The organism is Thermopolyspora sp. NPDC052614, assembly GCF_040678635.1.
GTDB lineage: Bacteria > Actinomycetota > Actinomycetes > Streptosporangiales > Streptosporangiaceae > Thermopolyspora.
This window is the reverse complement of record NZ_JBFATZ010000001.1, coordinates 647,141-657,919: the sequence shown is the minus strand read 5'-3', so window position 1 is coordinate 657,919 and position 10,779 is coordinate 647,141. Positions and strand designations below refer to the sequence as shown.

The 10,779-nt window shown below is 71.8% G+C and carries 6 protein-coding genes; 2 read left to right on the top strand and 4 right to left on the bottom strand.

Going from position 1 to position 10,779, the window contains the following annotated elements:
• Window positions 1-121 precede the first annotated feature (121 nt).
• Window positions 122-1,615, top strand: coding sequence for a prolyl oligopeptidase family serine peptidase (locus AB0K60_RS02775; RefSeq protein WP_364047816.1), 1,494 nt, complete (start codon window positions 122-124; stop codon window positions 1,613-1,615).
• Between the two features lie 161 nt (window positions 1,616-1,776).
• Window positions 1,777-3,222, top strand: a complete 1,446-nt coding sequence (locus AB0K60_RS02770; RefSeq protein ID WP_364047814.1) for an LCP family protein — start codon at window positions 1,777-1,779, stop codon at window positions 3,220-3,222.
• 503 nt (window positions 3,223-3,725) lie between these two features.
• Here AB0K60_RS02770 and AB0K60_RS02765 read toward each other — a convergent pair.
• The 4 genes from AB0K60_RS02765 to AB0K60_RS02750 all read right to left on the bottom strand — a co-directional run bounded on the left by AB0K60_RS02765 (window position 3,726) and on the right by AB0K60_RS02750 (window position 10,584).
• Window positions 3,726-4,766 carry an enolase C-terminal domain-like protein gene (locus AB0K60_RS02765; RefSeq protein ID WP_364047812.1) on the bottom strand — a complete coding sequence of 347 codons (1,041 nt, stop codon included), beginning with the start codon at window positions 4,764-4,766 and terminating at the stop codon, window positions 3,726-3,728.
• 13 nt (window positions 4,767-4,779) lie between these two features.
• Window positions 4,780-6,510 (bottom strand): MFS transporter, encoded by a 1,731-nt coding sequence (locus AB0K60_RS02760; protein WP_364047810.1) that lies wholly within the window; start codon window positions 6,508-6,510, stop codon window positions 4,780-4,782.
• Between the two features lie 263 nt (window positions 6,511-6,773).
• Window positions 6,774-7,949 (bottom strand): VWA domain-containing protein, encoded by a 1,176-nt coding sequence (locus tag AB0K60_RS02755; protein ID WP_364047808.1) that lies wholly within the window; start codon window positions 7,947-7,949, stop codon window positions 6,774-6,776.
• Between the two features lie 85 nt (window positions 7,950-8,034).
• On the bottom strand, window positions 8,035-10,584 hold the full coding sequence (locus AB0K60_RS02750) for a DUF5682 family protein (protein ID WP_364047806.1): 2,550 nt from the start codon (window positions 10,582-10,584) through the stop codon (window positions 8,035-8,037).
• Between the last annotated feature and the right edge of the window lie 195 nt (window positions 10,585-10,779).

The following is a 10,779-nucleotide window of genomic DNA, read 5'->3' as shown; positions in this document are numbered from 1 at the left end:
CAGGAAGCTAACAGGTCCCGCCGACAATCGTCGGCACTCAGGCCACATCAGTCCCACAGCCGTGCCTTACCCTGATGATTCTGAAGGACAATCGACGAACGTCTGCGGGGGCACGGAGCCCATGGCTATAAGCCGAGGCACGCTGAGCGTGGCCACCTGCGTTCTACTGGCGGCCTTGGCGACGACCGGGGCGGTGCTCTCGCCCCCGTCGTTCGACCCTCCGCCCCTGACCACCGCCCAGGAGTTCGGGACCCTGCCCGCGCAGCCGCCCGCCGAAACCGCGCCGGTCAGCACGAACGCCCCGATCTCGGTGGAAGACCTCACGGTGCAGGCGAAGGGCACGACGCTCCAGGCCACGATCAGGGCGCCGATAACCTCCGGCCGGCATCCGGCGATGGTGTTCGTGCAGGGGTCGGGCCGTGGCGACCGGGGCGAGTTCACCGAGCAGGCCGAGTGGCTGGCCCGCGCCGGGATCGTCACCCTCGTCTACGACAAGCGGACCGTCGGCTACACCTTTCGCTCGCGCGACTTCGGCCTGCTCGCCGACGACGCGCTGCGCATGATCGCCACGCTTAGGCGGCGGCACGACGTGGACCTCTCGCGCACCGGGCTGTGGGGGGTCAGCGAGGGCGGCTGGGTGGTGCCGATCGCGGCCGCGCGCAGCGCCGACGTCGGCTTCGTCGTGCTGGTGTCGTCGCCGAACGTCACCCCCCTGCGGCAGGTCGCCTGGGCGCTCAACGAGCAGCTGTTGCGCCTGCACGCGCCGTACGGGGTGCGCGACCTGCTCACCCGGGCGATGGGCGGCGTCGGCTTCAACTTCCTGCGCTACGACAGCACGCCCGCGATACGGCAGATCAAGCGCCCGGTCCTGGCCCTGTACGGCACCGCCGACCCGTCGATCCCGTTCGTCGAGAGCACGAGGAAGCTCACCTCCGCGCTGGAGGAGGGCGGCAACCGCGACTACACGATCCGCTTCCTCAACGGCGCCGACCACGCGATGCGGATCAACGGCGGGCCGCTGGTGAAGGAGTACCTGCCGACGCTGAGCCGCTGGATCCTCGGCCTGCCCAAGACGGCCCGGCCCGAGGTGCCGATCGCCGGCGCGACCCCGGTGCAGCGCTTCGAGGCGAGCGACGTGCCCCAGGCCCCCTGGTACGGCGACATGCAGTTCCTCACCCTCGCCATGATGCTCGCCGCCGTGGGCTTCATCGCCGCCCCGGTGACGGAGATGGTGGTACGGCTGCGCGGCGGCGAACCGGCCGAGGAGACCAACGCCCGCGTATGGCCGCAGATGCGCAGGCGGCTGTATCGCATGGCGTGGACGGCCCTGGGGCTGATCGCGGCGGTCCTGGCGTTCATCACCCTGATCGTGCTGTTCTCGGTGAACCAGGCCGGGGCATGGCCGGCCGTGCTGGCGGGCTGGCTCGTGATCCGGGTGCTCGCCATTCTCATCCTGGTGCAGGAGGTGACGGCGGGCGCGGCCGTAGTGGCCGGGTTGCGCGAGGGCTGGCAGCCCAGCCGCTGGCAGAAGCTGGCGCTTTCCGGCGTGCTCGGCGGGGCCGGTCTGCTGCTGATCGCCGCGTCCTACTACGGGCTGTTCTCGCTGCCCTGGTAGCCGCCACGGCGTCGGCCCAGGTCACCTCGATCTCCAATTCATTTGTGATTTTCTGGCCCGTAGCCGGGGATGCCCCATTCCTTCCCGGCGTGTTCACGTGATCGTCGCGCATGCGCGGGAGCAGACTGAATACGCTCCCCCTTCGACAGAGGGGATGAGGAGTGGGCGAAAGCAGGACGCCGCCGCGCGCCGCGGCGGTGATCGGGTGGACGGCTCTGTCGGCCGTGCTGCCGGGCGTGGCTCATCTGCGGGCGGGGTGGCGGCGTACCGGCCTGGTCCTGCTGGGCCTCCACGCGCTGCTGCTGGCGGGCGTCGTGGCGGTATCCCTCACCGCGGACGCGGGTCTGCTCGGGCAGGCGCTGGAGTGGCTGGACACGATCACGCTCGTCGCGGTGTTCGCCGGGCTCGCCTGGTTCGCGCTGATCGTGCACTCGTACGTGGTGCTGCGCCCGAACCGCCTGTCGGCCGTGGGCCAGGTCCTGACCGGCCTGGCGGCGGGCCTGCTTTCGGTGGCTACGGCGGTGCCGTTCACCCTGGCGGCGCAGTACGCGAACGTCTCCCGGCAGGCGCTCGACGACGTGTTCGACACGCCGACCGGCGCCGCGGAGGTCAGGCACGAGGATCCCTGGGCGGGACGCGACCGGGTCAACGTCCTCCTGCTCGGCGGCGACTGGCAGGAGAACCGCAAGGGCGTACGCACCGACAGCATCAACCTCGCCAGCGTGGACGTTCGCACCGGCAACACCGTCCTGTTCGGCCTGCCGCGCAACCTGGAGAATGTGCGTTTCCCGCCCGGCAGCCCGATGCGCAAACGCTTCCCGGACGGGTTCCGGCTGCCCGCCAACCCCGACGGCTCCCGTGAGGACCTGCTCTTCGCCGTGTGGGAGTACGCCGACACCCATCCGGAGATCTTCGGCGGCCGCCGCAACATGGGCCCGGAGACGCTCAAGGCCGCCGTCGGCTACACCCTCGGGCTCGACGTCGACTGGTACGTCCTGGTCAACATATGGGGCTTGGCCCGCATCATCGACGCGCTCGGCGGCCTGACCCTCACCGTCGACCAGGACGTGGTCTTCGGCAAGTACAACGAGGGCCTCGTCAAGGCCGGCACGCGCAGGCTCAAGGGCGCCGACGCGATGTGGTTCGCCCGCTCGCGTACCAACTCCGACGACTACACGCGCATGCGCCGCCAGCGCTGCGTGCTGAGCGCCCTGCTGGACCAGGCCGACCCGGCCACCGTACTGACCAGGTTCACCCAACTCGCCCAGGCCACCAAGGGCATGTTCCGCACCGACATCCCCCGCCCCATGCTCAGGCATCTGGTCCCGGTCGCCGTCAAGGTCAAGGAGGCCAGGGTCACCAGCCTGCAGTTCATCCCCCCGCTGATCCACACCGGCTACCCCGACTGGGCCAAGATCCGCAAACTGACGGCCAAGGCGATCTCGGACTCCAAGCGCACCGCCTCCCCCGCCGCGACGGCCTCCAAGAAACCGGAGAAGGCGTCCGGAGGCAACACCGAGGACACGGGCGGCAAGAGCGCGGACAAGTCACCGTCGGCGGCCATCAACGCAGGCTGCGGCACCACCGCAAACGCCGCCAAGCGGTAGACACCACGGGCCACCAGAAGGACCGCCAACCGGCAGGCACCACGCGCCACCAGAAGGACCGCCAACCGGCAGGCACCACGGTCACCGGAAGGAGACGGCGACGGCACGTCCCCTGCTCACCGGGCTCATCACTCGGTGATCGGCGTCAGGCGATCGGCATAGGCGATCGGCCGCACCGGCGACGGCCTCGCGCGGACGCGAACATCGCGCCGGTCCGCACCATCCCGGGCCTGCCGGCGGCCGACGCCGAGCGACACCTCGGGATCGCCGTGCCCGCGACGTCCGCCTACGCCGCGCCCGTACGCAGAGAATCTGGAACGCTGACAGCGCAAGGCCCTCTCCCGCAGGATCGCCGCCGTCTCTCCCCCGCATGCCATCCGTACGGTGTGGACGGCGCGGTGACGCGCCCCCGCATTGATTTCCGGTAGCACGGCACCCCACGGCTTTTGCCCCCGTGCGGCAGGTGGCGCAGGCTCAGGCCCAGGCAGCGCCCGAGCCACGCGTCAGACCTTGAAGGATTCCTTGGCGAGGCGGCGCACGCGGTCCTCGTCCACGAGGTGGCCGAGGCCCGGCTGGGTGAGGGGGACGGCGACCACGCCGCCCGTGGGGCCGACCGGTGGGTTGACGATCTGGGCGCTGCGCGGGGGCTCGGCGACATCGGCGGGCAGCGTGCAGCCGGGCAGGCTGCCCACGGCGACGGTGGCGGCGCGGGCCAGGCCGGTCCCGCTGCCGCCCGTGGCGCTGATCTCCCATCCGGCGGCGGTGGCGAGGTCGTGCGCGCGGCGGGCCTCGCGCAGCGAGCCGAACCGGGCCGGATGCAGCAGCAGCGCCCGCCCCGCGTTCGTCTCGACGGCTTCGGCGACCTCGGCCACCGAGTGCGCCTCGATGGCGACCAGCGCCGACACTCGCTCCTGCAGTTCCACGTGCGGGGCCAGCTCGGCGAAGGGCCGTTCGATGGTGGCCACGCCGTACGCGTCGAGCGCCGCCAGTTGCTCCACCTCGGTGTAGGCGCCCCGCCCGTCCACGGTGATGACGAGGCCGGGATAGGCCTGCCGTACCGCGCGGACCGGTTCGACGTCCCAGCCCGGGGCGATGTCCAGCGTGACGTGGGCGTATCCGGCGCACACGTGCCGGTTGACCCGGGCCACGGTGCCCTCGGTGGACCGGTCGGCCGCCAGCCGGACCGTGGCGATCAGAGAGGTACGGCTGCCGCCCAGCGCGTGCGACAGCGGCACGCCGTTCATCCGGGCCCACAGGTCCCAGCAGGCCATGTCGGCCGCCGGTCCGCCGGGGATCTCGCCCAGTTCGTCGGGGTGCTCCCAGTCCACGCCGAGCAGCGCGGGCGCGAGCGTCTCCTCCAGCGTGGACCACGTCTTGGCCAGCTCCTGACGCCGTCCGGCACGGTCATGACGCAGACCGGGCTGGACGACCTCGCCCCAGCCGGTCATGCCGCCGTAGTCGGTGAGCCGGACGAGGATGCTCTCCGGACGCCGCCCATAAGGCAGCGTCAACTGGAACACCTCCAGTTCCCGGACACGCGGCATGAATCCCCCTCGTTCAGGTACCTCCCCCCATGGTGCCCGCTCCGCGGCCCTGGTCAAAACGGACGGCGATCGCCGTGCCGGTCAGGGCGATCAGCACGGTCATCCCGAGGGACGCCAGATAGGACGGCTCGCTCCTGCCGAGAGCGGCGAGCAGCGCGCCGGTGACGGCGATCGTGACCACCGAGAAGAGCGATTCACTGATCTGCAGCGAGGAGCTGTTGGCGCCCTGTTCTTCAGGCGGCGACAACTCCAGGATCAGCACCGAAAGTGTGGGATACACCATGCCGATGCCGAGGCCGCTGATCGCCCACGCCACGAAGCACACCAGGACCGGCACCGCGGGGAAGAGGGTCAGCCCGACGAGCGCCGCGCCCACCGCGATCAGCGCCGTGCCCCCGCGCAGGATGAGCAGCCGGTTTCCCGGCCGCCGCCCCTGGATCCACGAGCCGAACGACCAGGCGAGCGCGCTGCCCGTCAGAGCCAGCCCGGCCTGCCAGGGCCGCAGCCCGCGCTCGGTGGTCAGCATCAACGGGACCAGCACCTCGGCCGCGAAGAAGGCTCCCGCGGCCAGCCCGCGCAGCGCGACCACCGTGGGCAGCCCCCGAGCCGCCCGCAACGTCCCGGCGGGAAGCAGCGGGGGAAGCGCCACCCCCAACACCACCAGCCCGGCCAGAAGCAGCCCCGCCCCCAGCCCGCCCTGCCGTCCCAGGCCCTCCTGCAGCAGCCCGCCCCCGTACTGCAGCAACGCGGCCCCAACGGCCGCCGCAACGGCCCACCGCAACTTCCGCCCCAGCGCCCCACCCCTCTTCGGCGCACTCCCGTCGGCCACTCCGTCCCCGGACTGCCCCTCGCCTCCAAACCGCGCCTCGTCTTCGGACCGCGTCTCGCCTTCGGCACCACCCACAGGATCGTGCGCCCCATTCTCCCGAGACACGGCGTCCCCGCCGGGCGCTCCCCCGCCCGCGCCTCCCATCTCACGCAGGCGCGCCGCCTCACCCTCCCCGGACGACCCCCGGCCGGACGGCACATCGCCCCCATACGGCTTCCCGCCCACGGCTCCCGCCTCGTGCAAGGGGGCCGCGTCACCTTTCACAGCAGACCCCCGACCGGACGGCACATCGCCCCCGGACGTCCTCCCGCCCACGGCTGGCCCTACGCCAACGTCCGAACCGTCCTGGGGCGCGTTCTCGTGGCCGGTTGCGGTCACCCTCCCCACGCCGGTCAGGCCGCGCCACAGCAACAGGGCCGCCGGGGCGGCGACGGCCGGCACTCCGAGGAAGACCCACTGCCAGCCCGGTCCGTCGACGAGGAGACCGGTGATGGTGGGGCCCACCATCGACGGCACCACCCAGGCGGCGGCGAGCAGGGAGAACACCTTCGGGTGCATCTCCGGCGGGTACACCCTGCCGACGAGGACGTACAGCGAGACCGTGAACAGGCCGCTGCCGAAGCCCTGCAGCAGCCGTCCGGCGATGAAGACCTCCATGTGCGGGGCCAGTCCCGAGACCGTGAGTCCGATCATGAAGCAGATCACGCCGACCCAGATGGGCGCGTGCGGGCCCGTGACGTCGTTCCACCGTCCCCCGGCGACCATCGCGATCACGCTGGTGGCGAGCGAGCCGCTGAAGGCCAGGGCGTACAGGGACTCGCCACGCAGCGCGGTGGCCACCACCGGCATCGCGGTCGCCACGGCGAGGTACTCGTAGGCCATCAGCAGGATGAGGGCCACCACCCCTATGGTCACGGCCCGGTATCTGGGGGCGAAGGCGCTTGGCGGCCTATCGATCAACAATGAACTCACATTCTCGGACAATACGGTCAAACGCTCTCGTCCCGCACAAGCCCCCCGCCTCCGCATTTGGCCCCTACCACCACCGCCGCTGGCCCTACCGCCACCCCGGCCCTCCGCCATCGCCCGCGAACCTGCCGCGCCGAGTCCAAGCGCTCAAACGCTCATGGCGAACGTTGCGGACATCACGCCGGCGGCCCTCCGCCCGACGCGCGCCGCTAGCGTGCGGACGGGACCCCGAGGTGCTGTTCGGCCCAGACGGCCACGTCGCGCCGCTCGATGGCGGCGGCCATCAACCCCGGAAACGCATCTGGCGTGCAGGCAAAGGCCGGGACCCCCATCGCGGCGAGGGCGGCGGCGTTGTCGTGATCGTAGGAGGGCTGTCCCTCGTCCGACAGCGCCAGCAGCACGATCACCTGTGTTCCGGCGGCCGTCATCGCGGCCACCCGGCGCAGCATCTCCTCACGTACGCCACCCTCGTACAGGTCGCTGATCAGAATGAAGATCGAGTCGTTGGGCCGGGTGATGAGGCCCTGCGCGTACGCGATGGCCCGGTTGATGTCGGTTCCACCGCCGAGTTGGGTGCCGAACAGCACCTCGACCGGATCGTGCAACTCCGGGGTGAGGTCCACCACCGCCGTGTCGAACACCACGAGCGAGGTCTTCAGCGACCGCATCGAGGCGAGCACCGCCCCGAACACCCCGCTGTAGACGACGGACGCGGCCATCGAGGCGCTCTGATCGACGCACAACACCACCTCGCGCTGCACGGCCCGCTGCCGCCGCGCGTAGCCCACCAATCGCTCCGGCACGACCGTGCCCGTCTCGGGCAGATAGTGCCGCAGATTCGCCCGGATCGTACGGTCCCAGTCGATATCGGCGACCCGCTTGGGCCTATGCGTACGCGCCGACCGATCGAGCGCCCCGGTCACCGCCGCGCGAGTCCGCTGCGCCAGCCGCCTCTCCAACTCGGCGACCACCTTCCGCACCACCGCCCGAGCGGACTCGCGCGCCTTCTCCGGCATGACCCGGTTCAGCGACAGCAACGTGCCGACCAGGTGCACGTCGGGCTCGACCGCCTCCAGCATCTCCGGTTCAAGCAGCAGCCGCGTCAAATTGAGCCGCCGCAACGCGTCCTTCTGCATCACCTGCACCACGGTCGAGGGAAAGTACGACCGAATGTCCCCCAGCCACCGCGCCACCCGAGGCGCCGAGGCCCCAAGCCCCGCCCCTCGCTCCTCCTCGTCCCGGTTGTACAAAACCGACAACGCCGCGTCCAGCTGCGCATCCCTGTTCCCCAGGGCACACCCGGTCCCATCGGCGTCACCCCCCAACACCAACCGCCACCTGCGCAACCGCTCTTCCCCTGCCACCGCGCCCCGCCCTTCAGACATCCTCACCGCCGCCGTCCCACCGAATCTCCACACGGCCCACCCAGCAGCCCTCTCGCTCCGCCAGCCCCCGTCACACCGAAACGCCTCACCGCCTGTCGCCCTTCGCCAGGATCCCCAGCACGGTTCGCACGGCCGGTGCCGCTCGCTCCTCGTCGATGTCGTCGTCCTCGAGCCCGGCCGCCACGGCACCGGAGGTGGCCCCGGATCGGGCCGCGACCCGTTCGCCGATGGCGCGGCGTTCCGGGGCGGCGAAAGCGCCGAAGGTGCGGCGCAGGAGCGGGAGGACGTCGGTGAACTCCTGGGGTCCGAGCCCCATGAGCCAGTCGTCGATGAGGCCCAGCAGGGCGGCGTCGTGGACCAGCAGCAGCCCTCCGCCTGACAGGAAGCCCTCCAGCCAGGCGGCGACCCGTGCGGGAGGGTGACCCACCGAGGTGGCCCGGGACATGCGCCGGACGACCTCCGAACCGTCCAGCCGGCCCGCGTCGAGCAGGATGCGTGTCAGCCTCCCGTCGATGAGGCCGTGCAGGTCGGGCCGGCCGGCGATGCCCTCCAGGGTGGTCAGCCACGGCTCCCGGTAGGCGTCGCCGGTGCCGCTTCCGGGTCCCGCCAGCAGCGCGATCGCCGTGTGCACGGCGTCGACGTGGGCCGTCATCTCCCGGGCCGGGTCGTCGTCGAGGCCGATGAGCGCGGGCGACAGCCCGGCCCGGATGCGGGCCAACAGCGAGTCGACGATCGCCCCGAGGCCCGCGGACGGGGTGCCGCGCACGTCGCCGTACCGCCATGCCCTGGCCAGAGCGGGCAGAGCCGCCATCAGATGGGTCACGTCCCCGTCGAGCGCGGCCCCGGCGGAGACCGCCTCCAGCACGCACGGCAACGCCTCCGGAAGGTCGGCCGGGAGGCATCGCTCGGCCAGCTCGGTCAGCTCGGCGAGCGAGGGACGCCTGGAGGCCGCCTCGTCCGGCCGTACCAGCTCCATGATCCGGGCCACGGCCGCCGACGGCACGGTGGTGCCCCACGCACCCGCCGTGATCAGCTCGACGTCGAACTCCGGCCGCCACTCCAGCGTCCACGACTCACGGAAGGTGCCCTTGCCGTATGCGGGCCTCGGCGTGCCCCACGGCACGCCGATGAGGGCGAGACGATGCAGCAGACGGCTGCGTTCCAGGTCGAGCGGCTTGCGCAGGTCCAGATCGACGTCGCGCGGGGTCGCCTCGGCCTTGAGACGGACGCGGCGCTGCTCCTCCCGCAGGTGCCGCTGCAGCGGGACCATCGGCGTGGATTCCGGCACATGCCCCAGCCGCTCGCCGACGACAAGGCGTCGCTGCACCAGCTCCACGGGCAGTTCGTCGCCTTCGCACAGCACCGCCCGCACCGCCTCGGTCACCTCGCTCAGCCCGGCCAGCGGGCGCCCGCGCACGGCGGCGAGCCCCTCGGCGAGCCTCACGCCCTCGATGACGTGCGCCGAGGAGACGGCGAGGCCCTCGTCCCTGAGCACTCGCGCCGCCTCGGCCAGCCACCGCTCGACGGGCCGATCGGGCGCGGCGAACAGGTGGTCGTACCAGCCGGGCGACCGCACTCCGGCCCCGTACCCGCTCCACACACCAAGCCGCCCATAGGTCCACGGAACCCAGGTGATCGCCACCTTCACCTTCCGCATGCCACGCAGCAGCCGCTCATCGGCCGTGGCACCGCCCAGCTCGCGCAACGCGGGCACATGCCAGGCCCCGCAGACCACCGCCACCCGCTCGAACCCGTCCTTCACCGCCCGCCGGATCGTCCTGCGCATGTACGCCTCGCGCCGCGCCTCACGCGGCCCCGGCACATGACCTTCCCGCACGGCCGCCATCGCCTCGGCGATCACCTGGAAGGGCGTGTCACCGCGGTGCTCGACCACGTCCTCCCACCAGCGCTCGGGATCGTCGTACCCGGCGGCCTCGGCAAGCGCCCCCACCGGATCGCGCACCACGTCGATCTCGTCCGCCGCGAACTCGTCAGCGGTCTCACCAGCCCGCTGCCCACCGCTCCCCTGCTCACCGGCCCTCTGCCCACCGGAGCCGTCCGCACAGCCGCCCTCGTCGCCGCCCCCCTGCTCACCGGGCTGCTCACCGGGCTGCTCATTGGGCTGCTCACTGGGCTGCGCAGCGGGCCTCATCTCGCGTGCGCCCTCCTCACCGTCCCCCTGCTTATCGGAGCCCTGCCCGCCCCTTCGCTCGCGGACGCCTTCTTCGCCGTCCCCTTTCTCACCACGCGCCCTCGCGGGATCCCCTTCCGCGCCGGTCGCACGCTTACCCGTCCCTTCGTCGGCGGCGAGCGTGTACGCGGCCGGAAGGTCGCAGAATCTGACCGGCACCCCCGCATCCACGGCCCACCTGATCGCCTGCCATTCGGGCGAGAAGCGGGCAAAAGGCCAGAACGCGGATCGGGATGGGTCCTGCGGCACGTGGGCCAGCAAGGCGACCGGCGGCTCCATCGCCGGATCTCCCGCCAGCGCGACGATCTCGTCCGCCTCGGGCGGCCCCTCGATCAGGACCACATCGGGCCTGAGCCGCTCCAACTCGGCACGTACGGCGCGCGCCGAGCCGGGGCCGTGATGACGCACGCCGAGGACGACGGGCCACCTCACCGCACCGCTCACTGACGCATCCCCTTCTAACCAACGGACAGGTGGGGGCGGAAGCGCCGCCGACACCCCCACCAAGGCAAGGGCAAACCCCCCACACCACTCACCGACCCATCCCCCTCCCGTGAACGGACAAGTACCGACGAAAACCCCGCCGACACACCCGCCGAGACAAGGGCCACGCCACCACTCCGCTCGCTGACACACCCC

What these genes read in the sequence shown, in the direction of transcription:
- AB0K60_RS02775 (WP_364047816.1), top strand. Translation starts at nt 122, where the DNA reads ATGGCTATAAGCCGAGGCACGCTGAGCGTGGCCACCTGCGTTCTACTG.
- AB0K60_RS02765 (WP_364047812.1), bottom strand. Translation starts at nt 4,766, where the DNA reads ATGCCGCGTGTCCGGGAACTGGAGGTGTTCCAGTTGACGCTGCCTTAT.
- AB0K60_RS02755 (WP_364047808.1), bottom strand. Translation starts at nt 7,949, where the DNA reads ATGTCTGAAGGGCGGGGCGCGGTGGCAGGGGAAGAGCGGTTGCGCAGG.